30 protein-coding genes are annotated in these 26,950 nt (G+C 63.9%); 14 read left to right on the top strand and 16 right to left on the bottom strand.

Features of this window, described 5'->3' with window-relative positions:
• Nucleotides 1-14: 14 nt before the first annotated feature.
• The 5 genes from flhB to UP10_RS04210 all read left to right on the top strand — a co-directional run bounded on the left by flhB (nucleotide 15) and on the right by UP10_RS04210 (nucleotide 6,539).
• Nucleotides 15-1,091: a flagellar biosynthesis protein FlhB gene (flhB, locus tag UP10_RS04230; protein WP_044586071.1), complete on the top strand. Its 1,077-nt coding sequence runs from the start codon at nucleotides 15-17 to the stop codon at nucleotides 1,089-1,091.
• Nucleotides 1,092-1,236: 145 nt separating this feature from the next.
• The gene (cckA, locus tag UP10_RS04225) at nucleotides 1,237-3,807 is read left to right on the top strand and encodes a cell cycle histidine kinase CckA (RefSeq protein ID WP_044586188.1); all 2,571 of its coding nucleotides are present in this window, start codon (nucleotides 1,237-1,239) and stop codon (nucleotides 3,805-3,807) included.
• A 150-nt stretch (nucleotides 3,808-3,957) separates the two neighbouring features.
• Entirely contained in the window at nucleotides 3,958-4,920 is a 963-nt protein-coding gene (locus UP10_RS04220; protein ID WP_044586070.1) for a Tim44 domain-containing protein, read from the top strand.
• A gap of 148 nt (nucleotides 4,921-5,068) precedes the next feature.
• Nucleotides 5,069-5,746 (top strand): hypothetical protein, encoded by a 678-nt coding sequence (locus tag UP10_RS04215; RefSeq protein WP_044586069.1) that lies wholly within the window; start codon nucleotides 5,069-5,071, stop codon nucleotides 5,744-5,746.
• 85 nt (nucleotides 5,747-5,831) lie between these two features.
• Complete coding sequence (locus UP10_RS04210; RefSeq protein WP_044586068.1) at nucleotides 5,832-6,539, top strand: glutathione S-transferase; 708 nt, start codon at nucleotides 5,832-5,834, stop codon at nucleotides 6,537-6,539.
• Between the two features lie 38 nt (nucleotides 6,540-6,577).
• Here UP10_RS04210 and UP10_RS04205 read toward each other — a convergent pair whose 3' ends face one another.
• From UP10_RS04205 to UP10_RS04195, 3 genes are all read right to left on the bottom strand, one after another.
• Nucleotides 6,578-7,252, bottom strand: a complete 675-nt coding sequence (locus tag UP10_RS04205; protein ID WP_044586067.1) for a methyltransferase family protein — start codon at nucleotides 7,250-7,252, stop codon at nucleotides 6,578-6,580.
• Between the two features lie 123 nt (nucleotides 7,253-7,375).
• Nucleotides 7,376-7,867, bottom strand: coding sequence for a hypothetical protein (locus UP10_RS04200; protein ID WP_044586066.1), 492 nt, complete (start codon nucleotides 7,865-7,867; stop codon nucleotides 7,376-7,378).
• A gap of 121 nt (nucleotides 7,868-7,988) precedes the next feature.
• The gene (locus UP10_RS04195; protein WP_044586065.1) at nucleotides 7,989-8,306 is read right to left on the bottom strand and encodes a Kazal-type serine protease inhibitor family protein; all 318 of its coding nucleotides are present in this window, start codon (nucleotides 8,304-8,306) and stop codon (nucleotides 7,989-7,991) included.
• Nucleotides 8,307-8,518: 212 nt separating this feature from the next.
• On the opposite strand from UP10_RS04195, the gene UP10_RS04190 reads away from it, so the two are divergent.
• A complete protein-coding gene (locus UP10_RS04190) occupies nucleotides 8,519-10,174 on the top strand; it encodes a fumarate hydratase (protein WP_044541572.1) in 1,656 nt (551 codons plus the stop codon).
• Nucleotides 10,171-10,845, top strand: coding sequence for a DUF429 domain-containing protein (locus tag UP10_RS04185; protein WP_082076973.1), 675 nt, complete (start codon nucleotides 10,171-10,173; stop codon nucleotides 10,843-10,845). The genes UP10_RS04190 and UP10_RS04185 overlap by 4 nt, the downstream gene beginning before the upstream one ends.
• A gap of 9 nt (nucleotides 10,846-10,854) precedes the next feature.
• On the opposite strand, the gene UP10_RS04180 is transcribed toward UP10_RS04185, so the two are convergent.
• The 5 genes from UP10_RS04180 to UP10_RS04160 form a co-directional block, all read right to left on the bottom strand.
• A complete protein-coding gene (locus UP10_RS04180; protein ID WP_044586064.1) occupies nucleotides 10,855-11,151 on the bottom strand; it encodes a hypothetical protein in 297 nt (98 codons plus the stop codon).
• Between the two features lie 79 nt (nucleotides 11,152-11,230).
• Entirely contained in the window at nucleotides 11,231-11,785 is a 555-nt protein-coding gene (locus tag UP10_RS04175; RefSeq protein ID WP_044586063.1) for an inner membrane-spanning protein YciB, read from the bottom strand.
• A 57-nt stretch (nucleotides 11,786-11,842) separates the two neighbouring features.
• On the bottom strand, nucleotides 11,843-12,430 hold the full coding sequence (locus UP10_RS04170) for a hypothetical protein (RefSeq protein WP_245321652.1): 588 nt from the start codon (nucleotides 12,428-12,430) through the stop codon (nucleotides 11,843-11,845).
• 126 nt (nucleotides 12,431-12,556) lie between these two features.
• Nucleotides 12,557-12,967 (bottom strand): MAPEG family protein, encoded by a 411-nt coding sequence (locus tag UP10_RS04165; protein WP_044586062.1) that lies wholly within the window; start codon nucleotides 12,965-12,967, stop codon nucleotides 12,557-12,559.
• A 161-nt stretch (nucleotides 12,968-13,128) separates the two neighbouring features.
• Nucleotides 13,129-14,532, bottom strand: a complete 1,404-nt coding sequence (locus tag UP10_RS04160; RefSeq protein ID WP_044586061.1) for a carotenoid oxygenase family protein — start codon at nucleotides 14,530-14,532, stop codon at nucleotides 13,129-13,131.
• 112 nt (nucleotides 14,533-14,644) lie between these two features.
• On the opposite strand from UP10_RS04160, the gene UP10_RS04155 reads away from it, so the two are divergent.
• Nucleotides 14,645-15,367, top strand: a complete 723-nt coding sequence (locus tag UP10_RS04155; RefSeq protein ID WP_044586060.1) for a TetR/AcrR family transcriptional regulator — start codon at nucleotides 14,645-14,647, stop codon at nucleotides 15,365-15,367.
• Between the two features lie 53 nt (nucleotides 15,368-15,420).
• Here UP10_RS04155 and UP10_RS04150 read toward each other — a convergent pair whose 3' ends face one another.
• Nucleotides 15,421-17,364 carry a serine hydrolase domain-containing protein gene (locus UP10_RS04150; RefSeq protein ID WP_044586059.1) on the bottom strand — a complete coding sequence of 648 codons (1,944 nt, stop codon included), beginning with the start codon at nucleotides 17,362-17,364 and terminating at the stop codon, nucleotides 15,421-15,423.
• A 269-nt stretch (nucleotides 17,365-17,633) separates the two neighbouring features.
• Between UP10_RS04150 and UP10_RS04145 the strand changes: the two genes are divergently transcribed.
• Nucleotides 17,634-18,317 (top strand): SET domain-containing protein, encoded by a 684-nt coding sequence (locus tag UP10_RS04145; RefSeq protein WP_044586058.1) that lies wholly within the window; start codon nucleotides 17,634-17,636, stop codon nucleotides 18,315-18,317.
• A 30-nt stretch (nucleotides 18,318-18,347) separates the two neighbouring features.
• Here the strand turns inward: UP10_RS04145 and UP10_RS04140 are convergent, their stop codons facing one another.
• Complete coding sequence (locus UP10_RS04140; RefSeq protein ID WP_044586057.1) at nucleotides 18,348-18,782, bottom strand: RrF2 family transcriptional regulator; 435 nt, start codon at nucleotides 18,780-18,782, stop codon at nucleotides 18,348-18,350.
• 83 nt (nucleotides 18,783-18,865) lie between these two features.
• On the opposite strand from UP10_RS04140, the gene UP10_RS04135 reads away from it, so the two are divergent.
• Entirely contained in the window at nucleotides 18,866-19,339 is a 474-nt protein-coding gene (locus tag UP10_RS04135; protein WP_044586185.1) for a group III truncated hemoglobin, read from the top strand.
• A gap of 127 nt (nucleotides 19,340-19,466) precedes the next feature.
• Here UP10_RS04135 and UP10_RS04130 read toward each other — a convergent pair whose 3' ends face one another.
• Complete coding sequence (locus tag UP10_RS04130; protein WP_044586056.1) at nucleotides 19,467-20,048, bottom strand: DUF4865 family protein; 582 nt, start codon at nucleotides 20,046-20,048, stop codon at nucleotides 19,467-19,469.
• A 79-nt stretch (nucleotides 20,049-20,127) separates the two neighbouring features.
• Here UP10_RS04130 and UP10_RS04125 point away from each other — a divergent pair, with 79 nt between their 5' ends.
• Entirely contained in the window at nucleotides 20,128-20,727 is a 600-nt protein-coding gene (locus UP10_RS04125; protein WP_044586055.1) for a TetR/AcrR family transcriptional regulator, read from the top strand.
• 120 nt (nucleotides 20,728-20,847) lie between these two features.
• Here the strand turns inward: UP10_RS04125 and UP10_RS04120 are convergent, their stop codons facing one another.
• Both UP10_RS04120 and UP10_RS04115 read right to left on the bottom strand, forming a co-directional pair.
• Nucleotides 20,848-21,246 (bottom strand): hypothetical protein, encoded by a 399-nt coding sequence (locus tag UP10_RS04120; protein WP_044586054.1) that lies wholly within the window; start codon nucleotides 21,244-21,246, stop codon nucleotides 20,848-20,850.
• 32 nt (nucleotides 21,247-21,278) lie between these two features.
• Nucleotides 21,279-21,488, bottom strand: a complete 210-nt coding sequence (locus tag UP10_RS04115; protein ID WP_044586053.1) for a hypothetical protein — start codon at nucleotides 21,486-21,488, stop codon at nucleotides 21,279-21,281.
• A gap of 94 nt (nucleotides 21,489-21,582) precedes the next feature.
• On the opposite strand from UP10_RS04115, the gene UP10_RS04110 reads away from it, so the two are divergent.
• From UP10_RS04110 to UP10_RS04100, 3 genes are all read left to right on the top strand, one after another.
• Entirely contained in the window at nucleotides 21,583-22,404 is an 822-nt protein-coding gene (locus UP10_RS04110; RefSeq protein WP_044586052.1) for a helix-turn-helix domain-containing protein, read from the top strand.
• A gap of 61 nt (nucleotides 22,405-22,465) precedes the next feature.
• The gene (locus tag UP10_RS04105; RefSeq protein ID WP_044586051.1) at nucleotides 22,466-23,131 is read left to right on the top strand and encodes a DsbA family oxidoreductase; all 666 of its coding nucleotides are present in this window, start codon (nucleotides 22,466-22,468) and stop codon (nucleotides 23,129-23,131) included.
• Nucleotides 23,132-23,208: 77 nt separating this feature from the next.
• Nucleotides 23,209-23,847, top strand: coding sequence for an NIPSNAP family protein (locus tag UP10_RS04100; protein ID WP_245321651.1), 639 nt, complete (start codon nucleotides 23,209-23,211; stop codon nucleotides 23,845-23,847).
• Between the two features lie 115 nt (nucleotides 23,848-23,962).
• On the opposite strand, the gene UP10_RS04095 is transcribed toward UP10_RS04100, so the two are convergent.
• The 3 genes from UP10_RS04095 to UP10_RS45705 all read right to left on the bottom strand — a co-directional run bounded on the left by UP10_RS04095 (nucleotide 23,963) and on the right by UP10_RS45705 (nucleotide 26,882).
• Entirely contained in the window at nucleotides 23,963-25,054 is a 1,092-nt protein-coding gene (locus UP10_RS04095; RefSeq protein ID WP_044586184.1) for a sensor histidine kinase, read from the bottom strand.
• Between the two features lie 81 nt (nucleotides 25,055-25,135).
• Nucleotides 25,136-25,747, bottom strand: coding sequence for a tetratricopeptide repeat protein (locus UP10_RS45710; RefSeq protein WP_245321650.1), 612 nt, complete (start codon nucleotides 25,745-25,747; stop codon nucleotides 25,136-25,138).
• A gap of 37 nt (nucleotides 25,748-25,784) precedes the next feature.
• Nucleotides 25,785-26,882 (bottom strand): adenylate/guanylate cyclase domain-containing protein, encoded by a 1,098-nt coding sequence (locus UP10_RS45705; protein ID WP_245321649.1) that lies wholly within the window; start codon nucleotides 26,880-26,882, stop codon nucleotides 25,785-25,787.
• Between the last annotated feature and the right edge of the window lie 68 nt (nucleotides 26,883-26,950).

The following is a 26,950-nucleotide window of genomic DNA, read 5'->3' as shown; positions in this document are numbered from 1 at the left end:
GGGCAGGAGCGACCATGGCTGACGATAGCGACGACAAAACAGAAGACCCTACGCAAAAACGTCTCGACGAGGCACATGACAAGGGTGATGTCGCCAAGAGCCAGGAGGTCAATACCTGGTTCATGATCGCCGGCGCCACGCTGGTGCTGTCGACGTTTTCCAGCTCGATCGGCGGGGGCATCCTGATGCCGCTGCGGAACTTGCTCGCCAATTCATGGATGATCCACACCGACGGCGCCGGGCTCCTCGATCTGACCCGGACGCTCGGCTATGCCGTGGTTGCCGCGATCGGCGTCCCGTTCCTGATGCTGGCGCTGGCCGCGATCGCGGGCAACATGATCCAGCACCGCCTGGTGTGGTCGGGAGAGAATCTGAAACCGAAATTCTCCAAGATCTCGCCGGCCGCCGGCTTCAAGCGGCTGTTCGGCAAGCAGGCGGCGGCGAACTTCCTGAAAGGCCTGTTCAAGCTGATCGCGCTCGGCGCCGTCATGGTCGCGGTGCTGTGGCCCGAGCGCCTTCGCATGGAAGCCTTCATGCGCGTCGACCCGGCCGAACTGCTGCCTGCCATCACCAGCTTGACCGTGCAACTGCTGGGCGCAGTCGTGGCCGTATTGGCGGTGGTTGCGATCGGCGATTTTTTCTTCCAGTATCAGACTTGGTACGAGCGGCACAAGATGTCGCTGCAGGAGATCAAGGACGAGTTCAAGCAGTCCGAAGGCGATCCGCATATCAAGGGCAAGATCAGGCAGATGCGGGCCCAGCGCGCCAGGAAGCGCATGATGGCCCAGGTTCCCAAGGCCTCGGTGATCATCACCAACCCGACCCACTTCTCGGTGGCTCTGCACTATGATCGGGGCAACATGTCGGCGCCGATCTGCGTCGCCAAGGGCGTCGACAATGTCGCCTTCAGGATCAGGGACATCGCCAAGCAGCACGACATTCCGATCGTGGAGAACGTGCCGCTGGCCCGCGCCCTCTATGCCACCGTCGAAATCGACCAGGAGATCCCGGTCGAGCACTATCATGCAGTTGCCGAAATCATCGGTTACGTGATGAAGCTGAAGCGCGGGCTGTCCGGGCTGCGGTCGTGAAAACAGGACAGATATCCGCTTGAAATGCCCGTAACTTGCAAATTTGCGTCCTGATGGACTTGCGTTTTCGGGTCCGATTCAGGCACTCAGGGGTGGGCGGCCGGTCCGGGCGCCCCAGCGATGCCGACGAGCCATGTCCCTCCAGATGACCGCCGAAACCAACGATCATCCCGCGACCGAGCCGTTCGTGGCTCACGGACCGGTGCGGCGCGGCGGCAGCATCGTGCTGGTGCTCTTGATCGCAGCAGGCATCGTCGCGGTCGCGGTCTGGCTTATGACCATCGGCCGCAGCCAGGCGCAGCCCTATATCCTCGGCGTGCTGGCGCTGCTGGCCACGGTCGGGCTGTTCAACCTGTTCGCCTTCGCCGCCGGCATCATCCGCTTCTCCGACCGCGCCTCCGACGATCCCGTCATGGGGCGGATCGCCGACCATGCCCATGACGGGCTCGCGGTGACCGACTCGCGCGGCCATGTGGTCTATTCCAATGCCGCCTATCTCACGCTGACCGGCGCGGCCTCACCGCAGGACGTCCGTCCCGTCGAGCGCGTCTTCATCGGCAACCCGGATGTCTCCGAAGCCGTGTTCCGCCTGCTGAAGGCGGCGCGCGAGGGCAAGCGGCAGCAGGAGGAGGTCCGCATCGCCGGCCATGACGGCGATCAGGGCCGCTGGCTGCGGCTTCGGGTGCGGCCGCTCGGCCAGACCAAACGCGAAGCGAGATATTCGGTGTGGTCGGTTGCCGATATCACCCGGGATCGCGAGCGCCAGGAGGACGTGTTCCAGGAGCTGCAACACGCGATCGAATATCTCGACCACGCGCCCTGCGGTTTCTTCTCGGTCAATCCGGCCGGCGAGATCGCCTACGTCAACGCGACGCTGGCCAACTGGCTCGACTATGACCTCGCCGAGATCGGCTCGGGCGGATTGAAGCTGACCGACATCGTCTCCGGCGATGGCGCATCGCTGCTGACCTCGATTGTGCCGGTGCCGGGCGAGGTCAAGACCGAGGTGTTCGACATCGACCTGCGCATGCGCGGCGGCAAGACCTTGCCGGTGCGGCTCTATCACAAGCTCGCCTTCGGCGCCGATGGCGCCGCGGGGGCCTCGCGCACGCTGGTGATCAGCAGGGCGCGCGACGAGCGTTCCGATCCCGAACGCGCCGCCGAAGTGCGCTTCATGCGGTTCTTCGACCACACCCCGATGGCGATCGCCACCGTCGACCGCGGCGGCAACGTGGTCGGCGCCAACGCCCGCTATGCCAAGCTCGCACAGAGCCTGAACGGCGAAGGCGGCGCCGCCAAGTCGATCTTCCGTGCGGTCAATCCGCGCGACCGCGGCCTCTTGATCGCGGCGATCAACCAGGCCGCGGAAGGGCAGGGCGACATCGCGCCGGTCGAGGTGATGCTCGACGGGCCCAAGGAGCGCTCCGCCCAGTTCTTCGTCACCCTCGTCGAGAAGGACGAGCGCGACGCCGAGACTGCGATCGTCTATATGCTGGAGACCACCGAGCGGCGCGCGCTGGAAAACCAGATCAACCAGTCGCAGAAGATGGAGATGGTCGGCCAGCTCGCCGGCGGTATCGCGCACGACTTCAACAACGTGCTCTCGGCCATCATGATGGCGAACGATTTCCTGCTGAACGCGCACAAGCCGACCGACCCGTCGTTCCAGGACATCATGCAGATCAAGCAGAATGCGACCCGCGCCGCGACGCTGGTGCGGCAGCTGCTTGCGTTCTCGCGTCGCCAGACGCTGCGGCCGCAGGTGCTCGATCTCGGCGACGCGCTCTCTGATCTCACCATGCTGCTGCGCCGGCTGATCGGCGAAAAGGTCAAGCTCGACCTCGTGCACGGCCGCGACCTGTGGCCGATCAAGGTCGACGTTTCGCAGTTCGAGCAGGTCGTCGTCAACCTTGCGGTGAACGCGCGCGACGCGATGCCCGACGGCGGCAAGCTGATCATCCGCACCTCGAATGTGCCAACCGAACAGGCCGCGCAGCTCGCCAACAAGGGCATGCCGGCGGCGGACTATGTCAAGATCGAGATATCGGATACCGGCACCGGCATCCCGGCGGATATCGTCGACAAGATCTTCGAGCCGTTCTTCTCGACCAAGGAGGTCGGCAAGGGCACCGGCCTCGGCCTCTCCACGGTCTACGGCATCGTCAAGCAGACCGGCGGCTTCGTCTATGTCGATTCCGCGCCAGGCCAAGGCACCACGTTCCGCATTTTCCTGCCGCGGCATCGCCCGGAGCAGGAGGTTGCGCCGGAGGCGCAGGCCGGCAACGGCGCCGCGAAGGAGACCGCTGCCGCCACCGACGCGGCGAAGCCGAAGCCCGACCTCACCGGGCAGGGCACCATCCTGCTGGTCGAGGACGAGGACGGCCTGCGCTCGCTGAACGCGCGCGGCTTGCGCTCGCGCGGCTACAGCGTGATCGAGGCCGCCAACGGCGTCGAGGCGATCGAGGCGCTGGAGGAAAGACAGGGCGCGGTCGATCTCGTGGTCTCCGACGTGGTGATGCCGGAGATGGACGGCCCGACCCTGCTCAAGGAAATGCGCATCCGCAATCCGGAGCTGAAGATCATCTTCGTCTCGGGCTATGCTGAGGATGCCTTCGAGAAGAGCCTGCCCGAGAACCAGCAATTCGCCTTCCTGCCAAAGCCCTTCACGTTGACCCAGCTGGTTGCGGCCGTGAAGGAAACCATCGCGGCGCAATAGGTAGCGCTTCCGCCTCCAAGCACCATATCGTCACATTGCCGCGACGGAGGGCCGCAGCCGCGGTTCCCGTTTCCCGCTTCCCTTTTACCCGACCCTGCCCATCTTAGGGGTTCGTTTCCCCAAGCCGGGGATATTCTCGAGGAAACCAACATGAATTTCTCGCAACGCACGCGTGGCATTGTTCGGGCGGTCGCCGTCGCGATGGCACTGGCGCTGCCCGTCATGATGACCATCTCGGCGGCTGACGCCCGCGTCAGCGGCGGCGGCTCGCGCGGTTCGCGCACCTTCTCCGCGCCGCCCTCAACCGCCACCGCGCCGGGAACGGTCGCACCGATGAACCGCACCTTCAGCCAGCCCGGCAGCCCCGGGATGGCTGGGCCGGCCGCAGCGAACTCGGGCGGCCTGTTCGGCCGTGGCGGCATGGGCCGTGGCCTGCTCGGTGGATTGGCCGCGGGCTTCCTCGGCGCCGGCCTGTTCGGCATGCTGTTCGGCGGCGGTCTGTTCTCAGGTCTCGGCGGCCTGTCGTCGATCCTCGGCCTGGTGCTGCAGATCGGCCTGATCGTGCTGGTGGTGCGGCTTGCGATGTCGTGGTGGCAGCGCCGCAATACGCCGGCCGCGGCCTATGCCGGCGGTCCCGCCTCCGGCGTTGGCCCGCAGCCGAGCCAACGCTCCGGCTTCGGCTTTGGTCTCGGCGGCGCGTCGGAGGCGCCGGTCGAGATCGCGCCTGCCGATTATGAGGCGTTCGAGCGGCTGCTCAGCGATATCCAGGCAGCCTGGTCGAACGAGGACATCGCGAAGCTGCACACGCTCGCGACGCCGGAAATGGTGTCGTACTTCTCGAAGGACCTCGAGCAGAACAAGGCGCGTAACGTCATCAACAAGGTGACGGGCACGAAGCTGCTGCAAGGCGACCTCGCGGAAGCCTGGCGCGAGGGCGACAGCGAATATGCGACGGTGGCGATGCGGTTCTCGCTGGTCGACACCACACTCGACCGCGGCACCGGCCGTCTGGTCGACGGCAGCGAACAGCCGGCCGAGATCACCGAGGTCTGGACCTTCCTGCGCCAGCGCGGCGGCAACTGGGAGCTTTCGGCGATCCAGCAGACCAACTGACGGGTTGCCTGATATGACGATGCAAGCGCCGCGGCTCACCCCGCGGCGCTTTTGCTTTGCGGGGGTCACTTGCGCGTCGCCGGACTGGAATATCTGACTATACCGAGGGTTGGTGTCGGAGAACCCTAACAACCATCGGGAGGATAAGATGACCATCGTTGCCCGGATCAGTGTTTCCGCCGCTTTTGCGCTCGCCATCGTGGCCGCGCTGCCGGCGCAGGCGCAGACCGCCGATACCAGTTTCTTCGTGACCAGCAACGGCATCGGCAATGGCGGCAATCTCGGTGGGCTCGCCGGTGCCGACAATCATTGCCAGGAACTGGCGCAGGCTGCGGGCTTTGGGGCGCCGAAGACGTGGCACGCCTATCTCTCGACGCAGGCGGCCGACGGCAAGCCCGCGATCAATGCCCGCGACCGCATCGGCAAGGGCCCGTGGCAGAATGCAAAGGGCGTCGTGATCGCGAAGGACGTCGCCGATCTGCACAGCGGGGCGAACAATCTCACCAAGCAGACCGCGCTCTCGGAAAAGGGCGAGGTGATCAACGGCCGCGGCGATACGCCGAACCGTCACGACGCGCTGACCGGCTCGCAAGCGGACGGCACCGCCTTTGCCGCCGCCGAAGATCGCACCTGCAAGAACTGGACGAGCAGCACGCAGGGGTCTGCGATGCTCGGCCATTCCGATCGCATCGGCCTGCGCGACGACGATGCGTCCAAATCGTGGAATGCGTCGCATCCCTCGCGAGGCCCCGACGGCGGCTGCTCCCAGAACGATCTGAAGAGCACCGGCGGCGACGGCCTGCTTTATTGTTTCGCGGCGAACTGATCCCGGATTGGTGCGTTGACGCCCGTGATATCGCCCCGCAGATTGCGCGGCGATATCAATCGTCAATGATCTCCGGGACTCATCCATGCGCTATCAGCTCTATTACTGGCCCTCGATCCAGGGCCGCGGCGAATATGTCAGGCTCGCGCTGGAGGATGCCGGCGCCGGCTATGACGATGTTGCCCGCGGCAAGGGCGGAACGGGCGCGATGATGAAGATGATGGAGGGGCACAAGGACACGCCGCCATTTGCGCCGCCGTTCCTGAAGGCAGGCCAACTCGTGATCGGCCAGACCGCCAACATCCTGCTCTATCTCGGCGCGCGCCACGGCCTGGCGCCGAAGGCGGAAGCGGGAAAACTGTGGCTGCACGAGCTCCAGCTCACCATCACCGATTTCGTGGTGGAGGTTCACGACACCCATCATCCGCTCGGGCCGTCACTCTATTACGAGGACCAGAAGGTGCCGGCGAAGAAGCGCACGGCGGAGTTCTGGACATCGCGCGTGCCGAAATATCTCGGTTATTTCGAGGGGCTGGTGAAGGCCAATGGCGGTGCCTTCGTCACCGGCCGCCGTCTCACTTATGTCGACCTGTCGCTGTTCCAGATCTTCGAAGGCCTACGCTATGCGTTTCCGAAGCGGATGCAGGCGTTCGAGAAAAAGGTTCCGCGGCTGATCGCGCTGCGCGACCGTGTCGCCGAGCGGCCGAACATCAAGGCGTATCTGGCGAGCGAACGGCGGATCCCGTTCAACGAGGACGGGATCTTCCGGCGCTACAAGGCGCTGGATTTGTAACCACCGCGCGCTCGATCATCAGCCATGATTTGCCCCTCTCACCAGAGCCCCGGCACCAGACGATAGCGCACCCGCGCCGCGTAGTCGGCATAGCCGGGCAGTCCTGCCGCCAGCGTACGCTCCTCGATGCGGGTGCGGAACGCGAACATCAGGAAGAACAGCGGCGCGAAGCCGAGGCCCCACCATGAGCCGAGCATGAGCGGCACGCCGACAAAGAACAGCATGATACTCGCATACATCGGATGGCGGACCAGCGCGTAGGGACCGGTCGCGATCACCTGATGGTGACGCTCGGCCTGCACCTTCACGACCGGTGACGCAAACGAGTTGGTGCGGAACACCCACATGACCAGGACAGTCGAGAGCAGATACATCGCAAGGCCTGCGACGATCAGTGGTACGCCGGCGATGCCGCCGTCAAACCGGCGGTCGAGCCCCATCGTGACGAACCAGAGCACGGCCACTGCCACGAACATCAGCATGAACCACTTATCGTCGCGGGGCTGATCCTCGCGCGCGGTGAAGCGCATGCGTTCGGCGAGCAATCCGGGGTCGGTCCTGGCGAGCCACAGGCCGGTGGCCGGGCCTATCACGGCCGAGGCGACGAGGTACGCCCACGCCCCAGCCCAGTGCGGCGTGCCGGAGGCTGCGAACAGCAGCGCAGCCATGCCGACGACGAACAACGTATTTTGCACGAGGAGCTTGGCGATCATTGGCGGCTCCGCAGAATCCAGAGACCGATCATCGGCCCGATCATCGCACGTTTTCCGGCAAACGTGCTGGCGGCAGTGATCAACTTTCAGGTCACCTCAGACGTTCCCGCAGTCACAAACATATCACTCGCTGTTGCCGCGCCGGATCGTGATCGAGGTCTCGGTCTTGGTGCGGGTGCATTCCAGATTGAGGCGCTTGTAGCGCATCGTGACCTTGTCGCCGCGCAGGATGCCCATGCGCTTCAGGCAGCGCGTGGTGCCGGTCGTGGTGTCGTCCTTGGGCACGGTGAAGACCAGCGCCGTCGCCGCCCCGACCAGGTTGAAGAACTCCGGCTTCATCTTGCGGTCGGTCTTGGCATAGAGCTCGACCGAATAGTCCTTGCCGCGGCAGCCGAGCGACAATTCCTTCGCCGCCGGATGGGTCAGATAGGTGATGTTGGCGGCGGTGAAATTGACCTTCAAACCGTCGATCTGGCCCGCGAGCTGTTTTGCGATGTCCTCGCAGGGGTCGGCATGCGCAGGCGACGCAGCGAAGGCTGCGACCAGCGCCAGCAGCGCGGCCGACAGGATGGAGCGGACATTGAACGGCAAAGGAAGACGCAATCGTCTGGTCATGAAACCCCCCGCGGCGGAATGCGCAGGGTTCATGCAGGCTCCCGCGGAGCGCGTCAATATCTGCGGTGACCGCGGGAGCGGTCACAGACGGCTATTCGTGATAGTCAGATCTGTCGCCGGCCTAATAGGCGGCGGCTTTGCACTTGCCGTTGTGGGCCTTGGAGACCCCGGCGGCCTCGCGTCTGCAATCATTGCTGTAGGTCTTGTCGTCGCAGCCGCACACCGGCTTGAAGATATCGTTGCAGATTTGCGGCATGGGCGCGCACTTGCCGGTCTGGTCGCCGCGGCCGCACACCCCGGTCTTGAACTGGCAGAACTCGCCGGGACCGCACTGCAGCGGGATGATGCCGCCGCAGGTCTGGCCCGCGGCATTGGCGCCGGAGGGGATCGAGATCAGCAACGCCAGCGCCGCGAGCGACACGAAAAGTCCTGTCTTCATGATGGCCTCCCTTGGTTGGTGATGGAATCCCATCATGCAACAACCCTGGATTACATGTCTGTGAAATAGCCCACATGGATTGTGGGCCGGTGCATGGCTGGGCGGCGGCCGGCTTCCCTTTCCTTTGTCCCAAAAATGCTTAGAACGGCTCTATATTGCCGGCCGGCCCCTCGCAGGCTTTAGGTCCGGCCCTCGAACCGACGAGCAAACCCATGAACGCCCCCAGCGCCTTCCCCGACCCGCAAAAGCCAGTTCCGCCCTACAAGCACACGCCGCTGTTCCCGCTGGGCGCGGATACCACGCCCTACAAGAAGGTCACGACCGAGGGCGTGCGGGTTGAGAAGGTTCTGGGCAAGGACATGCTTGTGGTGTCGCGGGAGGCGCTGCGGGCGCTCTCGGAAGCAGCCTTCGGCGACATCAACCACTATCTGCGCCCGGGGCACTTGAAGCAGCTCCGCAACATCCTCGAGGACAAGGAAGCCAGCGACAACGACAAGTTCGTCGCCTTCGACTTCCTGAAGAACGCGAATATCGCGGCCGGCGGCGTGCTGCCGATGTGCCAGGACACCGGTACGGCGATCATCATGGGCAAGAAGGGTTTTCGCGTCATCACCGACGGCGACGACGAGGCCGCGCTGTCCGAAGGCGCGCGCGATGCGTATCTCCGCCGCAATCTGCGCTACTCGCAGGTGGCGCCGCTGTCGATGTACGAGGAGAAGAACACCGCCAACAACATGCCGGCGCAGTGCGAGATCTATGCCGAGGGCGATGACGCCTACAAGTTCATGTTCATGGCCAAGGGCGGCGGCTCCGCCAACAAGAGTTTTCTGTTCCAGGCGACGCCCTCGGTTCTGACCAAAGATCGCCTGCTCGCCTTCTTGAAGGAGAAGGTGCTGACGCTCGGCACCGCGGCGTGCCCGCCGTATCATCTTGCGATCGTGATCGGCGGCACCTCGGCCGAGCTCTGCATGAAGACCGTGAAGCTTGCTTCCGCGCGCTATCTCGATGCGCTGCCGACTCACGGCTCGGCCGACGGCAATGCGTTCCGCGATCTCGAGATGGAGCAGGAGATCCTCAAGATGACGCAGTCGCTCGGCGTCGGCGCCCAGTTCGGCGGCAAGTATTTCTGCCACGACGTTCGCGTCATCCGGCTGCCGCGCCACGGCGCCTCGCTCCCGATCGGGCTCGGCGTGTCCTGCTCGGCCGATCGCCAGGTGCTCGGCAAGATCACCAGGGACGGCGTCTATCTCGAGGAGCTCGAGCACAATCCGGCGCAGTATCTGCCTGCCGTCGAGCAGTCGCTCGGCGGCGACGTCGTTAAGATCGACCTCAACCAGCCGATGAAGGATATCCTGGCGACGCTGTCGAAGCATCCGATCAAGACCCGGGTGTCGATGACCGGCACCATGATCGTGGCGCGCGACTCCGCGCATGCCAAGCTGCGCGAGCGGCTGGAGAAGGGCGAGCCGCTGCCGGATTATTTCAAGAACCATCCGGTGTACTACGCCGGTCCGGCCAAGACGCCCGATGGCTACGCCTCCGGCGCGTTCGGCCCGACCACGGCGGGGCGGATGGACTCTTTCGTGGATCAGTTCCAGGCCGCAGGGGGATCGATGGTGATGGTCGCCAAGGGCAACCGCGCGGTCGCGGTGCGCGAGGCCTGCAAGAAGCACGGCGGCTTCTATCTCGGCTCGATCGGCGGCGCGGCGGCAAACCTCGCCGAGCACTGCATCAAGAAGGTCGAGGTGGTGGAATATCCCGAACTCGGCATGGAAGCGATTTGGCGCATCGAGGTCGTCGACTTTCCCGCCTTCATCATCATCGATGACAAGGGCAACGACTTCTTCAAGGAATTGAATCTCGGTTGAAGGCGATCGGCCTCGACGGATTTTCCAAAGGCTGGGTTGCCGTCATCATCGACGGCGACCAACGGACGATGTCCTTCCATGCTGATATCGCGGACGCGCTGGCGCATCCGTTCGATCGCGCCGGCATCGATATCCCGATCGGCATGACTGACGACGGCACGCGCGATTGCGACGTTCTGGCGCGCGCGGAGTTGCGCCCGCACTTCTCGCGCGTCTTCACCGGCGCGCGGCGCTGGCTCTGGCAGGAATTTTCCGATCCCGACAAGGCGAACAGGGACGCGCTCCGCCGCAGCCAGACGCGGGTCTCACGCCAGCTCTGGCACCTCGGCAAGAAAATCATGGAGGTCGACGCCTTCATCCGCGCGCATCGCACGCGCGACATCCGCGAGGTCCATCCCGAATTGGTGTTCCTGCGGCTGAACGGCGGCAAGCCGTTGCCGCGAAAGAAGTCGGAGGAGGGCGATGCGCTCCGCCGCAAGCTGCTCAAACGCGCCGGCTTTCGCGAGATCGATCGGTGGCTGACTGACGTGCGGATCGGCACCGGCGCAAAACGTGATGACGTGCTGGATGCCTGCGCAGTGGCACTCGCGGCTCGCGATCCACACGGCAGCGCTCCCGAAGGCGCGCCGCCGTTGGATGCGCATGATCTGCCAATGCAGATCTGGTTCTAGATGGGGCGCTTACGCCCGGCTGCCGGTGAACGGAAAACTTCCCATCGGGCCGATGCCCATCTCGCCGGTGATGCTGTCGCCGGAGACCTTGCCGCTGAAGTCGAGCGTCAGCGGCATCGGGTTGGTGATGGATACCTTCCAGGCGAGGTCGTCACCGTCAACGGTGCCGTCGAAGATCTCGGTCGAATTGCCTTCGGCGCCCTGCGTACCCGTGAGCGTGCCGCCCGAGCTTGCCAGCGACAGCGTCGCCTTGCGCTCGCCCATCGGCGTCGTCATGGTGAGATTCCAGTTTCCGTCCACCGCCATTGATGTCTCCCCTCGAGGTCAAGTGTGCGCGGCGGTATAACCCATCTTGCCGCGCCCGCCTAGTTGAGGCCCGCGGCGATCAGGCGCGGGCGGCGGCGCGCAGACGGTTGGTGATCACGAAGCGGATTACGACGTACTGGATCGCGAAGGCGGCGATCTTGGCGCCGGCCGCGACCACGGTGACGTAGGTCGCCCACAGCTTGATGTCGCCGGTGGAGGCAATCGCGATCGTGCCGGCGCCGAGCGCGAACATCAGCAGGGCCCAGGCATAGCCGGCGAGGGTGACGTATTCCGGGATCACCTCGGTGACGCGGGCGGGCATGTAGCGCAGCATCCAGCCGCGCTTGAGCATGATCGCGCCGATCGCGAAATGCGCGATCGCAGGCTTCGCCAGCACGAAGCGCGGATCGTTGGTCAACAGCGTGGCGCCGCCGAGCACGATGGCCAGCGCGAGGCTCGCCCAGGTCATGAAGCCGAGCGCTTCGCCCCTCACGCGGGCACGGATCGCCTGCGCGATCGCACCTGCGATCGCGACGCCGGTGGCGAGCAGCACGTTGTCGGTGACGAGATAGACCACCAGGAACACGATGGTCGAGAGGAAGTCGGTCGCAAGCTTGGCCAATACGCTCTTCATCGTCGTGGTTCCGTCCTTGGGCGTTTCTTTGGGGCTGGATGTTGTCGTGTCGAAGTTTTAGTGCGAGAGCAGCGCGCTGGCCGGTGGCGTGCCGTACTTGGCCTTGCGGTATTGCGGATACCATCTGGTGAAGCAGACCGCGCCGTTGCGGGCGGCGAAGGCGACCAGCACGCCCGACCACAGCGGCAGGTTTGGCATGTAGAGCACCGCGATGTTGCCGACCATCATCAACAGTGTTGCGCCGGTCCAGGCCCAGCAGATCAGATAGTTGACGCGCTCGAAGCTCGGCAGCCGCGTCGTCTCGGTGTCGACGATTTCCATCGCATATTGCATCGTGAAGGGATGGCGGAACACGATCGACCCGAGCGACACCAGGAAGATGCCGGCATCGACCGCGAGCTTCACCGCAGTGGTGCTCAGCGTCGCGTCAACGAAGGTGAGGTAGCCGCCGACCGCCGTGAACACGACCACCGAGCCGAGAGTGAGAGTCTTGATGCTGCGGCCGCGTGCGACGTCGATGGCGATCACGGCAAGGCAAATCAGGGTGGTGCAGAGGAGGCTCACGCTGGCCGACGTCACCAGCATCAGCGCGGCAAAGGCGCCGTAGGGAGCGAAGATCAGGAAGATCGTCATCGGAAGCCTCATGGGCCAATCTTTACATCGTAAAGATAATCTAGAGGCGGAAGGCGGGGTCGTCAAGCTAAATCTTTACAGTGTAAAAATCGTGGTGGTGTATGAAAAGCCAAATATTATCAGTCTATTGACGAATGCTCAGCCGTCGCCTGCGGCGGCTCGTGACAGCGTCGTGATCGCACAGCTGACGAGCAGGCCGATCGTGATGACAATGCCGCCGACCCGGCAGACCCGGAATTGCAGCGAATCCGGCGACGCATACATGCCGAGCGGATGGATCAGTCGCGACAACAGCAGCGCGCCCATCAGCAGATGCACCCGCGATGCAGGTGCTCCGGACATTTCCAGGAGTGCCACCATCAGGGTGATGATCGGGACATATTCCATAAAGTTGGCATGGGCGCGGATCGCGCTGCGCAGCGCTAAATTGCCGCCGTCACTGAACGCCGCGAGGCTGCTCCGCCGCAGCCGGATCACCTGCAGCGCGAGGGCTGCGTAGATCAGGGCAAGCACCGCGAGATAGCCTGACGTGATGGATGGCATATGCATGCAAGGCTCCCGGGTGTCGGCGTTTTCCCAACGCTGTCATTCCGGGGCGCGCGTCAGCGCGAACCTCAGATGCGCAATTGCGCATCGGGGAATCTCGAGCTTATAACCTCTGGCTTCCGGGTTCAGCCCTGTGGGCTGCCCCGGAATGACGGGGAGTACGTCTACTCTGCGCCCACCCAATTGCCGTGAAATCCATCCGGTACGCGATGGCCGAGATGCACCAGCGCCGCGGGGCCGGCTTCGACGTCGGTGGCGTTGAAGATTGCGAGGTCGCTGCGGTTCTCCCGTGCGCGCCAGACCACCGCCAGCAGCCAGCCGTCGCCTTCGGCGGCCTCGGTGCCGCGCTCTACGAAAACCGGCTCGGAGATCGTGTCGCCGGCGGGCAGGAGATAGTGGCCGAGCCGCTTGCCCTTGCCGTCGACATGGACGATGCCCGACAGCGCGCCGAACATCGGCAGATCGGGATTGGCGCAGGCGTACCAGCCGTGATTGCTGGTCATTCCCGCGCGGCGATCGTCGACGCGGGGGAATTCGCCGGTGAGATCGTCGAGATAGGTTTGCGTGAAGCGGTCGGTATTCCCTGCGAGATCGAAGGTCCAGCGGCAATAGCGCGCCCGGTTCTTGGTCGGATCGGTCGGCGAGCCGTCGGGATGGTTGAACAGCGGCGCTTCCTCGAATTGCATCACATCGGCGATGATGCGATTTCCCTCTTCCCACGCATTCATGACGTGGAACACGTAGCAGCTCTCGGCCCGGAACCAGATGATATCCTTTGACGCGCCGCTGCGCTTCATCACGCCGACATAGGCGCCTTTCTCAGGCTCCCAGGCATAGGGCGCCTGTCCCCGCATCGCGCGCTGCATGCTGCCGGTGATCGGCAGCACCGGGAACAGCACATGGTTGGTGGTGACGATGAAGTCGTGCACCATGCTGGCATAGGGCGCGTCAAAACGCTCGAACCGCGTCACCACGCCGGATGCATCGACCGCGCCGAACGACAGCGCCGGGGTGAGGGGGCCCGCGGCGTTGTAGCCGAAGAACACCAGCTCGCCGGTCAAGGGATCGATCTTGGGATGGGCGCTGAAGGGGCCGGAGATCGCGCCTTTGTAATCGCAATAGCCGAGGCGATCGAGCGTGCCAGGCTCGATTTCGGTCGGCAGATGGCCTTCTTCCAGCGCGAGCAGGCGGCCGGCATGGAAGATGATGTTGGTGTTGGCGACGCCGCCATCTGACGTGATGGTGGGCGGCGTATCAGGCAGCTTGCGGCCGAAGCCGCCGAACAGCGCGCGGCCGGCGTCATGCTCGGCCTGCCATTTCGGGGTACGGATCCAGCGGTTGCGGTAGCTGGCACGGCCGTTCTCGAGGTGGAAGGCGTGCAGCATGCCGTCGCCGACGAACCAATGCGCGCCGGGCGCCTCGAATTGCGGGTTGGGGCCGTTGCGGTAGAGCGTGCCGTTCAGCTCGCGCGGCAGTTCGCCGGTGACTTTCAGGAACGGCGCATCGGCTTCGAAGGGGATCGGCGCCAGATTGGTTTGCGCCGCATTTGAGGTCACCTGGTCGAGCATCGCACGCCTCCTCGATTTTATCTTTACATCGTAAAGATAGGCATAAAGCTGACGCCGGGCCTCGTCAAGCAAAATCTTTACAGTGTAAAAATTGCATCATATAAGGAGTCGCATGGCAAGAATATCCAGAGAAAACAAAGCAGCTCGCCCGGCGCGGACCCGCCGGGCCGCGCGGGTTGCAGCCGATCGCCCCGCGCCGCGGCGGCGGCGTACAACCGACACGCCCTACCATCACGGTGACCTGCACGAGGCGCTCCTGAAGGCCGCCGAGCTGGTGCTCGAGCGCGACGGGCTTGCGGGCCTGACGCTGCGCGCCGTGGCGCGCGAGGCCGGCGTGTCGCATGCCGCGCCGACGCACCATTTCGGCGATCTCACCGGTTTGCTCAGCGAACTCGCCGCGATCGGTTTCCGCCAGTTCGGCAAAGCGATGGCGGCTGCGGACGCGTCCGCGACCACGCCGTCCGAGAAGGGAATGGCGAGCGCCAAAGCTTATGTCGCCTATGCGCAGGCACATCCCGGCATGTATGGGCTGATGTTCCGCAGCGAGCGGCTTGATCATGCGCGGCCGTCGCTGCATGAGGCGTCCGAAGCGTCGTTCGCAGGGTTGGCCCGCGGCGTCGGTGCCAGCCGACAAGAGCAGATTTCCAAGGAATCGTTTTCGCTGGACCAGGCTGCCGCGATCGCGTCCGCCTGGTCGCTGGTGCATGGGTTCACCATGCTGCTGCTCGACGGACGGCTGTCCACGATTCTGGATCGCTCGCCCGAGGGCACATCTGCGGAAATGCTGTTGGCCGCGATGCTGCGGCTGACCGCGAGCCGACCGCCGCGCCTGTAACCGACGCTGCCACTGCCGCGGATTGGCGGCGGGCGTCGTCTCTCTCGTGCCCGTCAGTTGATCCGCTGCCCCGTGATCTGCCAGGGGCCCGGATTGAGCACCAGGCGCATCGTCGTGTCGGCTCCGTCTCGCAGGAAGGCGAGGCGGGTGTGGTCGCCGCTATCGACGAAAAACTCGTTGCTCGATGCCGGGACGACTGCGATCGGTAATCCTTTTTCGAAATCGAGCATGGGAAGCGTTCCGTTTGCTTCGACCAGAAGCTTGCCGTCCTTCACGGCGACTTGCAGGTCGGCCGCGCCTTGCAGCCGGATCTGGGCGCGGACGAGCGACAGCTCAATCGGCCCGTCCTGCCCCTTGCGTGCGATCCTCAGGCGGACGCTGGTGTTGACCGGCCCGCGCATCTTCTCGATCGCCTGGCTAAGGGAAATGCCCTGGATCGCCGCGCGGTCGAGATGGGTGATGATGTCGCCTGCCATGATGCCGGCCTTGGCGGCGGGCATGCCCGGGATCGGAGACACCACCTTGACGAGACCATGCTCGATGGCGACGTCGAGGCCGAGACCACCAAACTCGCGGGGTATCTGCATGTCGCGTGAGCTGGTCGAAGAGAACGCATAGGTTCCCGCGTAGGTCGCGAGCGTGGCCGAGTCGATCGTCACCGGCGCCACGGCTGACGCCAACAAAGGCTGGTCGGGAACGCGGAAGGCTCCGTAGGTGAGATTGCGAAACATGCGCAGGAAAGGGGCGCCGGTGCCGGGCGCAACCTCGATCATTTGCACGGCGACCATCTGCTCTGCCGGGTCAATCCAGAAATAGGTGCCGGAGGTGCCGCTCCAGCTGAAGCTGCCAACCGATCCAGGCACCATGCTCCACGCAGCATCGCTGCGGACCGCAAAGCCAAGTCCCCAGGTCGAGCCACCCTGGGGCCCAACGATGCCGCTGGCAGAGCCGGCGAAGCGGATGTCGGATGGCAACGCGTTGGTGGTCATCCGCTTCACGGTTGCGGGCGAAAGGATGCGGACTCCATCGAGCTCGCCGCCGTTGAGCAGCATCTGGCAGAACCGCAGATAATCGGCGGCCGTCGACGCCAACCCACCGCCACCGGAGAACAGTTTCGTCGGCTTGGCGACGTCAGCCACCACGCTGTCCGGTGGCCCGTTGATGGCGGGCAGATCAACCAGGCGGGAAAGCTTGGCTTCGGGCACCTGAAAGCCGGTGTCGACCATATCAAGCGGTCTGAACAGACGTGTCTCCAGGAATTGGTCGAACGGTTGATTGGAGGCAACCTCGATGACACGCGCGAGGACATCGACTGCAAGACCGTAGTCCCAGACTTCGCCCGGCTGGTGAGCAAGTGGAAGCTTGGACAGGCCGGAGATGAAATCAGCGAGAGTTCTGTCCCGGCGGTACACGCCAGTGGCGCCATAGAGGCTCTTGTACAGTTGGTCCACCTTCGTGCCACCGACTCCATAGTCCAGTCCGGCGGTATGGCGCAGCAGGTCCTCAACCGTCATCGGGTGCTTCTGCGGCTCGCGCGCGAGTTCAATCTTGCCGGTCGCCAGGTCTTTTGTCTCGACGCCGACCATCATGTCCTTGAGCTCGGGAAGATAGCGGTGGACCGGGGCTACGAGATCGAGCTTGCCCTCTTCGACCAGCACCATGGCGGCCACGCTGGTGACCGGCTTGGTCATCGAGGCGATCCAGAAGATCGCATCTGGCTGCAGCGGGATCGTCCTGGTCGCGTCACGAAAGCCGACGGCGCGCAGATACGCGACCTTGCCGTTCCGCGCGATCGCCGCCACCGCGCCCGAGAAGGCGCCGGCATCGACCTGCGTCTGTTGCCAAGCCGCGATCCGCGCCAGCCGCGATGACGAGAAGCCGAGGGCTTCCGGCTCGCCCCCTGGCGCGACGGCATAGGCGTGGGCGGCAGTGGCAAGGCCGAGAGTAGCGAGATGGAGGATCGACAATGCCGCGAGCAGGCGATGCAGGCGCTTCATCGAGGCGTCCCTTCCAGCTTGGCGAGAGCGATGCTGATCGTTTCGGCGTCAGCCTGACCAAGGCTTATGCTGACGGCGGTAACGGCTGTTGCAAATGTGGCATAGTTCAGCGGGGAAAGCCTGCAATCTGGTCCTATAATCGTGTCTGACATGTGCAATCTGGGGAAGGTTCAGGGAATCGTCGCGAAACACCTGACAGCTGCGCGGAATCGTCTTAGAAGGGCGACTTCGCAACCCGTCCGCACTAGCGTGCCGTAGCCACGATTGTCATGCCCTCGACATCCCCAAACAAGCCCTATCGCGTCGGCCGTTCCCGTACCGGACTTGGTCTCTTCGCCACCAAGCCGATCAAGAAAGGCACCAAGATCATCCGATATTTCGGGCCGATCCTGGATTCCAAGAAAAAGGACGAGGACGCGATCGAGAACAAATATTTGTTCGAGCTTACCAACCGCTGGACCATCGACGGCTCGGTCCGCAAGAATGTCGCCCGCTACATCAATCACGCCTGCAAGCCGAACGCGGAATCCGACGTCCGCCCCCGCAAGCGCAAGGTGTTCATCCGCGCTATCAAGAACATCGAGCCGGGTGACGAGATCAACTACGACTACGGTACCGACTATTTCAAAGCCTATCTGAAGCCGATCGGCTGCAAGTGCGACGCCTGCGAGAAGAAGCGCAAGAAGCAGCGCGCGGAAGCGAGGGTGGAGCGGCTGCGGCTGAAGGAAAAGGCCGAGCGCAAGGCGCAACGGAAGGCCGAGAAGCTCGCCAAGGAGAAGGCCGAGGCCAGAGCAAAGGCGAAGAAGACCCTTGCCAAGACCGCTGCCAAGATCCCTGCCAAGGCGAACGGCAAGCTGAATGGCACGCACCTGAACGGCCATTCCTACGTCAAGGCTGCCGGCAAGACGGTCATCGCCCCGAAGCGCGGCTCCGCGCGAGCACTGCACGCCTGAGTCCCGTACGGAACCAGACGCCGAGCGTCGTCATGACGCTCGCGTGGTCTTGCGGGACGAGCGCGGCAGCCAGGCGCATTCGGCGAGCGTCGTGCCGTCGAGTTCGCGCATGAAGGCCTCGCGCGCCGCCGCAAGCTTCGCCTTCAGCCGGCAGCGCGGCAGCAGCACGCAGTCTCCGCCATCGTCCCTGAAACATTCGACTAGTGCGCTGCCGCCTTCCAGTGCGCGCACCACGTCGCCGAGCGTGATCGCCTGCGGCGCGCGCGCCAGCGAAAACCCGCCGCCGGCGCCGCGCTGGGTCGCGATGAACCCAGCCTCGGCGAGATCGCGCACCACCTTGGCGAGGTGATTGCGGGAGATGCCGAATTCGGCCGCGATCTCGCCGGTCGCAAACGACCGGTCGGGCTCGCCGGCCAACCGCATCAGGGCGCGCAGGGCAAAATCCGTGAACGACGTCAGGCGCATGGAAGCCCCCCGAAAACCGACCTTGGCGGATCTTCCATAGCGCGCTAAATAGGTATTTGAAATACCTATTTAAGGAGACCGCGGTGCCAGAGGCAGAGCGCCGTGAACAGATCACCGCCGACATCGTCGCGCGCACCGGGATCACCGAGGCGATGATTGAGCGCCTGGTGCACGGCTTCTACGCAAAGGTTCGCAGCGATGCGATGCTGGCGCCGGTGTTCGAGGCCAGGATTACCGATTGGGAACCGCATCTGAGGCAGATGTGCGCATTCTGGTCTTCCGTCGCGCTGATGACCGGGCGCTATCACGGCGCGCCGATGGTCAAGCACATGCCGTTGCCGATCGATGCCGCCCATTTCGACCGCTGGCTCGGCCTGTTCGAGGCGACTGCGCGCGAATTGTGCCCGCCGGCGGCGGCCGTGCATTTTGTCGAGCGCGCCCGGCGTATCGCCGCGAGCCTGGAGATGGGCGTCGCCAGCGTGCAGGGCGTCATGCTCGGCGTCGGCGAGAGATTTCGACGAAATCCTTCGTCATTCTGGGGCAGCCCGCAGGGCTGAGCCCGGAATCCATCGGGCCGCATGCTCTGTGGAGACATGGATTCTCAGATGCGCAATTGCGCGCATCATAGCTCGCGCCAAGAGGCGCGCCCCGGAATGACGGCGATATGGCCTCAAGCCCGATCACTCACCGTTCGTCCGCCTTCGGCAGCGTATCGAGCAGAGGTCGCGCCAGATGCAGGATCGGCCAGACGACGGTGCTCTCATTCACGTTCGGCTCGGTCGCTGACAGCAGGACGCGGGTGAATGTCCAGTTTTGCGTGTCCACGCCGACGATGGCGGCGACCGTGTCGGACTGTGCCGCGATCTCCCGGTTGCGTGCGATCTCGCGCGCAAAGGCCGCGGTGAGGTCCGCGTCGAGCGGGATGGCGAGATCTTCCGTGGTGGCAAAGCGGGCGTCGTGTGCGCTGCCCTTGCGCGCATCAAGCGCAAAGCGCGTCTCGATATCAGAGCGGCCGAACGGATCGGTGACGATCTTGTAGCCGCCGCTCACCAGCCAGTCGCGATACGCCGCGTCGTGGCGCCAGAGGTACAGCGAGGAGAAGCAGTTCGCCAGCGTGCCGAAACGCCCGGCCTCGCGGAGCATGAAAGCCTTGAAATAGAGCTCGGGACGGACATCCCAGATCGGGGCGCGTTCCTTGGTCAGCGTCCGGATGAACCCGAGGTCGTGATTTCTGGGCACGCGGTTCGCGTAATGGGCAATGATCATGCTGCGTCTCCATGGCGGCTCTATTCTTGACACTGTTGTCAAAATTGACAGGGCTGTCAAGAATGGCGTATCTGACCGCATGGTCGGGACCAGACAATTCGACGAGGATGCACTGCTTGAGGCTGCGCTGGAGACCTTCTGGCAGAACGGATTTACCGCGACCTCGATGATCGACGTGGCGGAAGCCACCGGCGTTCAGCGCGGCAGCCTCTACAACGCCTATGGCGACAAGGAGCGGCTGTTCCTGCTCGCCTTCGAGCGCTATTCGATCCGCTTTCTCGATTTCGTCAGGCAGGCGCTGGTGGACCCCGATCCTGTCGTTGCCCTGACGACCCTGTTCAAGGGCGTCGTCGCCAACATGACCGAGGGCGCCCCGTCGCGCGGCTGCCTGACGACCAGGACCGCGATCGAATTACCGCTCGCCGGCAAGGCGATCGAGGCCCGGGTCAAGCAGCTGATCGAGGATCTCACCGCATTGATCCGCGACGCGCTGTCGACACCGGCCGCGCGTCGGCAGCTCAGTTGCGATCCCGCCATGGCCGCCGACCTCGTGGTCACCTTCACGCGCGGATTGGCGGTGATGGAGCGCGTCTTTCACAATCCGCTGCACCTGGACAAGATGTCGAAGCAATTCGTGCGGGTACTGTTGCCGGACGCCAAAGCCCGCCGCAGCCGATAGGGCGCGGAAGGGCTCAGAATCTCACCCCGTCATTGCGAGCGAAGCGAAGCAATCCACCCCTCCGCGTGCCGGGAGATGGATTGATTCGTCGCTGCGCTCCTCGCAATGACGACGGGTGGTTTACGCCGCCACCACACCCTCACTCCGGCGCAGCCCGACATATTGCAGCTCGGCGAACACGCCGGTGGCAATCGCCTGCGCGACGACCATGACGATCCCCAGTAAATTCGGCGAGACCGCGCCCGAGAACAGCAGCGCGATGCTGGCGAGCGTCCAGGCGGCGTTGCCGGCGACCACGAGCATCACCAGCGCCTTCGAAATAGAGCTCCGCGTGCCGAGCCAGCCGACCAATGCGGTGTAGGCGATCAGGAACAGGCCGGTCTCGCGCAGCAGCGCTTCGGGCAGATTGAAGAACGGCGCCAGGGCGCCGGCGTCGAACGTCATCGCAACCGCGGATACGCCGCTGAAGACGGCGTCCGCAAGCAGGGCGCGGCGCAGCAATTGAGATGAATGGATCATGGCAGGGTGTCCTCTCGTTGGGGTTGGGGGTATCAGCGGAACCAGGATTGCAGCTGCTGGCAGAGTGCCCGACCGACCCGCATCTCCACCGCGTAGACCTGCGCGGCCACGAATACGCTTGTGTCGTGGACGATCGGCTGCGGCATGTTGAGGGAACGCGCGACCAGCCAGGTGGCCAGATGGACCAGCCATGGGACGAGGACGGCGAGGGCGCGGATAACGGACAGCATCAGCATGGTCATCTCCTGTGGTGACGAAGATGACCGGCCGCGCGCGGCAATTCGATTACCTCGTACGTAATGGAATGGGCTGATTTCGCATGGTAGGTTTTGCACCATGAACGCACATGCATCCGCGGCCCGGGCCGCAACAGCACACCCCATCCATATCGGCGAGCACCTGCGCGAATGGCGGCAGCGCCGCCATCTCAGCCAGCTCGACCTCGCCGGCGACGCCGAGATCTCGGCACGACATTTGAGCTTCGTCGAGACCGGCCGCTCGGCGCCGTCGCGTGACATGGTCCTCAAACTGGCGGAGCGCCTCGACGTGCCCTTACGCGAACGCAACGTGCTGCTGGTCGCGGCGGGTTTTGCACCCGCATTCCCGCAACGCTCGCTGGATGACCCGGCGCTGCGATCGGCGCGCGAGGCGATCAATCTGGTGCTGAAGGCGCACGAGCCCAATCCGGCGCTGGCCTACGACCGGCACTGGAATCTGGTCTCCGCCAACCGCATGGTGGCGCCGCTGCTCGATGGCGTGCCGGAGCGGTTGCTCGGCCAGCCCTTCAATATCCTGCGCCTGGCCTTCCACCCCGAGGGCCTGGCGCCGCGCACCGTCAATTTGCCGGAATGGGCCGCGCATCTTTTGGAGCGGCTGCACCGGCAATGCGAGGCCACCGCCGATCCGGAATTGATAAAGCTCTATCAGGACTTGAAATCCTACCCGATCCCGGCGCGTTCGGGGCCGATCTCCGACAACAATGTCGCGATCCCGTTCAAGCTGCGCCACCAGGGCGAGGTGCTGAGCTTCATCTCGACCACGATGGTGTTCGGCACCCCGGTCGACATCACGCTGCAGGAACTGGCGCTGGAGACCTTCTTCCCGGCCGACGACCTCACCGCGGAGCGGCTGCGGCAGATGGCAGCCAGTATGAAATAGCGGCTTGCACGGGCGCGCTTTCTGCCTATTTTCCGGGTTCCATTGCCGCGAGGATCCCGCCATGAGCGCCCTGAAACCGCTTCGCCTCGACATCGTCTCCGACGTCGTCTGCCCCTGGTGCTACATCGGCAAGCATCGGATCGAGGACGCGCTCAAGCTGGTGCCTGACGTGCCGGTCGAGGTGCACTGGCGGCCGTTCTTCCTCAACAACTGGATCCCGCGCGAAGGCATCAGCCGCGACGAATATCTCACCGCCAAATTCGGCTCGGTCGAGGCCTATAAGGGCATCGCCGGCCGTGTGGTCGCCGCCGCGGGCGAGGAGGGGCTGAGCTATCGCCCCGATCTGGTCAAGCGCCAGCCCAACACCATCGACTGCCACCGCCTGATCCTCTGGGCCGAGGCCAAGGGCAAGGCGGCCGAAATGAAGCAGCGGCTGATGGAATTGTATTTCCGCGACGGTGGCGATCTCACCGACACCAATGTATTGGTGCAGGCCGCCGCCGATGTCGGGCTCGATGCCGACGATGTGCGCAAGCGCCTTGCGAGCGATGAGGATGTCGCCCGCGTCTCGGCGGACGCCCAGGAAGCCTCCGAGAAGGGCATATCTGGCGTGCCGACCTTCGTGTTCGCGCAGAAATACGCGGTCTCCGGCGCCCAGCCCGCCGATCAGCTCGCCCGCGCCATCCGCGAGGTCTCGGCCGAGATCAACGCGCAGGCGGCGGAGTAGGCCACAATCCTTCCCAAAGCCCGGCTTCGCGCCGGGCTTTTCCTATGTCGACAACAATTAGAATCAGGGAGACCACCATGATCTATGAGCTGCGAACCTACACGGTGCGGCCGGGCACCGTCGGCGAGATGGTCAAGGCGGCCAGCACGATCTCGCGCGACATCCGCGGCGACAAATTCGGCAAGCTCGAGGGCTACTGGATCACCGAGATCGGCCCGCTCAACCAGGTCATGCACATGTGGAGCTACGCCGATCTTAACGAACGCGCCCGGCTGCGCGCCGAGCTCGCGAAGAACGCGCGCTGGACCGGCGAGTACATCCCGGCGATCCGGCCGCTCCTGGTGCATCAGCAGGTCCGCCTGCTCAACGCCATCATTCCGCCGGTTGCCCCAGCCACACCGGGCAACATCTACGAATTCCGCAACTATCGCGCCAAACCGCTCGGCGGCGTCAAACAATGGCTCGACCTGATCACGGGCGTGATGCCCGCGCGCGAGAAACATTCGAAGATCGTCGGCCTCTGGCAGACCGATGCGGGGCAGCCCAATGAAGTTTGCCACATCTGGGCCTATCCGAGCCTCAACGCCCGCGCCGAGGCGCGCGGCAACGCGCTGAAGGATCCGGCCTGGCAGGAATTTCTTGGCAAGGCCACGCAGCATCTGGAAGAGATGCACTCGACCATCATGCTGCCGGCGCCGCATTCGCCGTTGCAGTAACGGCGGCGGCGATTGCGCGCCGCGTCACGAAAGCAAGGGCGGCATCATGCTTCGCGATGTCGCCTCGATCATCGGTGGTGGATCTCGGTGAGCCCCACGCGTGCGGCTTGCGCGGCTATTCAGGAGGAGTTGCCAGATTTTCGAGGGGCGCCTGCAGGCGGCAAGTGAGCCCCGTTGGTTCATACGACATTTCAACGGAGCCTCCGAAATCGTCTTGCAGGACCCGGGAAATGAGGCGTGAACCAAAGCCTACACGGGCGGGCTCCAACGCAGGGGGACCACCAGCCTCCCGCCAGACAAAAGTGAACTTTGGCTCTCGCTCCTGATCTTCGGATTTCCACATAATAAACACGTGGCCACTCGCCACGGTCAGAGCGCCATACTTCAAAGCGTTCGTGGCAAGCTCGTGGATCGCCAAGGATAAAGCCAGAGCCTGTCGAGATTTGACGACGATCGGTGGACCCGAGATCGTAAACCGGCGTTCACCTGCCCGATAAGGCGCCAGTGCCGTGTCGATCACATCCTGGAGGGGCGCTTCCGCCCAATTCGCCGCGGTAAGAAGATCCTGCGCGCGTCCGAACGCAGCAAGCCGCCCTTGATACTTTTCGAGATCGGGTCTGCTGGATACGTCGCGAAATGTCTGAGTGGCCACGGCACCCAGTACTGCAAGCGTATTCTTGACGCGGTGCTTCAGCTCCTCATTGATAAGGCTCAGCGCTTCCCGCGCCATGTGTTCGGACGTGACATCCTTGCAGACGACAAGCACGCCGCCCACTTTGTTTTCGAGATCGATTGGACCAAAGCTGTACGTCCACCAGACATCCTCGCGACGGCCGTGACGTGTTACCGGTACCAGCTGGTCCTCGTTCCAGGTTGCCCCGTGACCCGCCATGACGTATTCGATCTGGGGGCCGATAATGTCCCATATTTCGTCCCAGCACTCGCGCCCCTTTGCTCCCAGAGCGCTTGGATGCCTTTCCGGGCCCATCGTTGTACGATAGGCATCATTGTAGAACTGGATGAGTTCTGGCCCCCACCAAATGAACATCGGGTGGCGCGAGGTGAGAACGAGCCGCACGGTAACCCGAAGACTTTGCGGCCATGTTTCGGGAGATCCGAGCGACGTTTTTGACCAGTCAAACGCTCTTGTCAGAGCGCCCATCTCGCCGCCGCCCGACAGGAAGTCGCTGACCAAATTCTCGTCCATACGCACAACCTTAGTCAGACGCTCGTCGCCAAGCCTACAGCCAAGGTTCCGCCAAATACAATGCTCCTCTTGGATCATCAACTAACCCGGCAAGCCCGCCTCTCGAAGGGCTGCGATCATTCGATTGCGCATTTCAGATGAGCGAGTGGGAAATGCCTCTTCCGCATCGGTCGCCCTGGATTCGGGGCGCGACTTCAAGAGCCGCGCGGCGGCCTGTTGGGCCTCCGCAACCTGCCCGGCGGGAATGGCGTTGACGATGAAGGCTCCCAGGGTATGGAAGTTCGCACCCACCTGAATTGATTTCATCGCAGAGACGCAGCCGTCCTCGTAACGGCCGAGTGTGAAGAACGCGAATGAGCTCCCGTTCCAGGCGCTAGCGCGCAGGGGATCAAGCGGATTGAGCCTGATCATCCGGTCGAAGCTCTCGATCGAACGTTCGGCTTCCCCGCACATCATGGTGACCCATCCGCGACTATACCAGGCAATCCCGAGATTTGGATTGAGCGCCACGGCCTGCTCGACCATGGACGCGCCCCGATCGTATTCGCGGCCGAGATAAGTCAGCACATGACCGGCTCTCGCCAACGTAAACGCATCGTCGCCGGCCATTTTCGACGCCGAATTTGCAAGCCGGATTGCTTCAGAGCGCTTTTCGGCGGTCAAAGGGACGCCGCTGATTGCCTGTTCGAACATCAGGGTCGCCGCAGCCTTGGCATAAGCCGGACCGTATTCAGGATCCTGTTCGTATGCTTTGGTGAAAAACGCACGGGCTTCCGCAAACGCGCCCCTGACCTCGCAAATAGACATCGTAGCTGTCGAGGCTCTCGGTGGGCTTTTGTCGCGCCCGGTCAATCTCCGCTTGCTCAAGTTTCGGAGCAATCAACCCCACGACACTGCTGGTCACCTGGTCTTGCAGGTCGAACACGTCTTCCAATGCGCCGTCGAATTTGTCCGCCCATAGATGCCTGTCGGTTGCGGCCTCGATCAGCTGCCCGGTGATGCGAACGCGGCCGCCCGATCTCCTGACGCTTCCTTCAAGTACATAGCGCACGCCCAATTCGCGACCGACGCGTTTGATGTCGACCACCTTGCCCTTGTAAGTGAAGCTCGAATTGCGGGCGATCACGAACAAGGACTTGAATCGGGACAGCGCGGTGATGATGTCCTCTACCATGCCGTCGGCGAAGTACTCCTGCTCGGGATCTCCACTCATGTTCTGGAACGGCAACACGGCTATCGAAGGCTTGTCGGGAAGCGGTAACGGCTTTTTGGTCGTGCCGGAGGAGGCCGTCGCGGCCGAGGTCGCAGGCCAGCCGGCCGGCTGCACCGCATAGATGCGCACGGGCCGTGAGATGTTCTTGACCTGCTGTTCGCCGCGATCCTCGAAAACGGCCTCGAACTTGCCGTCGACTTCGCTGTGGATTTTCCCGGATATCAAGATACCGCCGGGATCGCAAAGCGCCTCGAGCCGTGCGGCGACGTTGACGCCTTCGCCATAGATGTCACCGCTATCCTCCACGATGACATCGCCGAGGTTGAGACCGATCCGTAGAGGAAGTGGACCGGGATCGTTGCCGAGATCACCTTGAATGGCAATTGCGCAGCGCAGGGCTGCGATCGGGCTGGCGAATTCAGCCAGGAAACCGTCGCCCGTGGTCTTGATCAACCGCCCCTGTTGCTCGGAAAGGCGAGGCTCGACGATCTCGCGCCGCAGCCGGCCGACGCGGGCGTAGGTGCCTTCCTCGTCGCGCTCCATCAGCGACGAAAAGCCAACGACGTCGGCGGCCAAAATGGCCGCCAGTTTCCGCTGAACGGGCTCGTTGACCAAAACGCTCCCCCTCTCAAATATCGTCGCATCAAACCATGCCGAGTGGGTGTTCGGCTAGGTCGAATGTC

Origin of the sequence: Bradyrhizobium sp. LTSPM299 (assembly GCF_000938235.1) — a bacterium.
Lineage (GTDB): Bacteria > Pseudomonadota > Alphaproteobacteria > Rhizobiales > Xanthobacteraceae > Bradyrhizobium.
Note: the sequence above shows the minus strand (reverse complement) of the source record. Positions and strands in the feature narration are given on the sequence as shown.

Coding starts and splice junctions, on each gene's coding strand:
- UP10_RS04125 (WP_044586055.1), top strand. CDS start 20,128: ATGGTCGGGACCAGACAATTCGACGAGGATGCACTGCTTGAGGCTGCG.
- UP10_RS04165 (WP_044586062.1), bottom strand. CDS start 12,967: ATGCATATGCCATCCATCACGTCAGGCTATCTCGCGGTGCTTGCCCTG.
- UP10_RS04180 (WP_044586064.1), bottom strand. CDS start 11,151: ATGGCGGTGGACGGAAACTGGAATCTCACCATGACGACGCCGATGGGC.
- UP10_RS04220 (WP_044586070.1), top strand. CDS start 3,958: ATGAATTTCTCGCAACGCACGCGTGGCATTGTTCGGGCGGTCGCCGTC.
- UP10_RS04170 (WP_245321652.1), bottom strand. CDS start 12,430: ATGAGGCTTCCGATGACGATCTTCCTGATCTTCGCTCCCTACGGCGCC.
- UP10_RS04190 (WP_044541572.1), top strand. CDS start 8,519: ATGAACGCCCCCAGCGCCTTCCCCGACCCGCAAAAGCCAGTTCCGCCC.
- UP10_RS04145 (WP_044586058.1), top strand. CDS start 17,634: ATGCCCTCGACATCCCCAAACAAGCCCTATCGCGTCGGCCGTTCCCGT.
- UP10_RS04215 (WP_044586069.1), top strand. CDS start 5,069: ATGACCATCGTTGCCCGGATCAGTGTTTCCGCCGCTTTTGCGCTCGCC.
- UP10_RS04105 (WP_044586051.1), top strand. CDS start 22,466: ATGAGCGCCCTGAAACCGCTTCGCCTCGACATCGTCTCCGACGTCGTC.
- cckA (WP_044586188.1), top strand. CDS start 1,237: ATGACCGCCGAAACCAACGATCATCCCGCGACCGAGCCGTTCGTGGCT.
- UP10_RS04175 (WP_044586063.1), bottom strand. CDS start 11,785: ATGAAGAGCGTATTGGCCAAGCTTGCGACCGACTTCCTCTCGACCATC.
- UP10_RS04150 (WP_044586059.1), bottom strand. CDS start 17,364: ATGAAGCGCCTGCATCGCCTGCTCGCGGCATTGTCGATCCTCCATCTC.
- UP10_RS04210 (WP_044586068.1), top strand. CDS start 5,832: ATGCGCTATCAGCTCTATTACTGGCCCTCGATCCAGGGCCGCGGCGAA.
- UP10_RS04095 (WP_044586184.1), bottom strand. CDS start 25,054: ATGGACGAGAATTTGGTCAGCGACTTCCTGTCGGGCGGCGGCGAGATG.
- UP10_RS04130 (WP_044586056.1), bottom strand. CDS start 20,048: ATGATCATTGCCCATTACGCGAACCGCGTGCCCAGAAATCACGACCTC.
- UP10_RS04120 (WP_044586054.1), bottom strand. CDS start 21,246: ATGATCCATTCATCTCAATTGCTGCGCCGCGCCCTGCTTGCGGACGCC.
- UP10_RS04200 (WP_044586066.1), bottom strand. CDS start 7,867: ATGACCAGACGATTGCGTCTTCCTTTGCCGTTCAATGTCCGCTCCATC.
- UP10_RS04160 (WP_044586061.1), bottom strand. CDS start 14,532: ATGCTCGACCAGGTGACCTCAAATGCGGCGCAAACCAATCTGGCGCCG.
- UP10_RS45710 (WP_245321650.1), bottom strand. CDS start 25,747: ATGTTCGAACAGGCAATCAGCGGCGTCCCTTTGACCGCCGAAAAGCGC.
- UP10_RS04110 (WP_044586052.1), top strand. CDS start 21,583: ATGAACGCACATGCATCCGCGGCCCGGGCCGCAACAGCACACCCCATC.
- UP10_RS04100 (WP_245321651.1), top strand. CDS start 23,209: ATGATCTATGAGCTGCGAACCTACACGGTGCGGCCGGGCACCGTCGGC.
- UP10_RS04155 (WP_044586060.1), top strand. CDS start 14,645: ATGGCAAGAATATCCAGAGAAAACAAAGCAGCTCGCCCGGCGCGGACC.
- UP10_RS04115 (WP_044586053.1), bottom strand. CDS start 21,488: ATGACCATGCTGATGCTGTCCGTTATCCGCGCCCTCGCCGTCCTCGTC.
- UP10_RS04205 (WP_044586067.1), bottom strand. CDS start 7,252: ATGATCGCCAAGCTCCTCGTGCAAAATACGTTGTTCGTCGTCGGCATG.
- flhB (WP_044586071.1), top strand. CDS start 15: ATGGCTGACGATAGCGACGACAAAACAGAAGACCCTACGCAAAAACGT.
- UP10_RS04140 (WP_044586057.1), bottom strand. CDS start 18,782: ATGCGCCTGACGTCGTTCACGGATTTTGCCCTGCGCGCCCTGATGCGG.
- UP10_RS04195 (WP_044586065.1), bottom strand. CDS start 8,306: ATGAAGACAGGACTTTTCGTGTCGCTCGCGGCGCTGGCGTTGCTGATC.